We start from the raw sequence: 318 nt of genomic DNA on the forward strand, positions 1-318 counted from the left end.
GTTGGCTTAGAAGCAGCCATCATTTAAAGAAAGCGTAATAGCTCACTGGTCGAGTCGGCCTGCGCGGAAGATGTAACGGGGCTAAACCATGCACCGAAGCTGCGGCAGCGAACGTATCACCCAAGACAACTTTACGGAGTTGACGATTGACGGAGCGAAGCGACGTCAAAGCGTTCATTAAAGTCGAGTTGGCTTAGGGATACGTTCGTTGGGTAGGGGAGCGTTCTGTAAGCCTGTGAAGGTGGCCTGTGAGGGTTGCTGGAGGTATCAGAAGTGCGAATGCTGACATAAGTAACGATAAAGCGGGTGAAAAGCCCG

General features: G+C 51.9%; 1 rRNA gene. It reads left to right on the top strand.

The annotated features are described in order from the left end of the window. Positions 1-318, top strand: a 23S ribosomal RNA gene (locus tag HV477_RS28125); the annotation flags it as partial.

Origin of the sequence: Salmonella sp. SG203 (assembly GCF_013350575.1) — a bacterium.
GTDB lineage: Bacteria > Pseudomonadota > Gammaproteobacteria > Enterobacterales > Enterobacteriaceae > Salmonella > Salmonella enterica.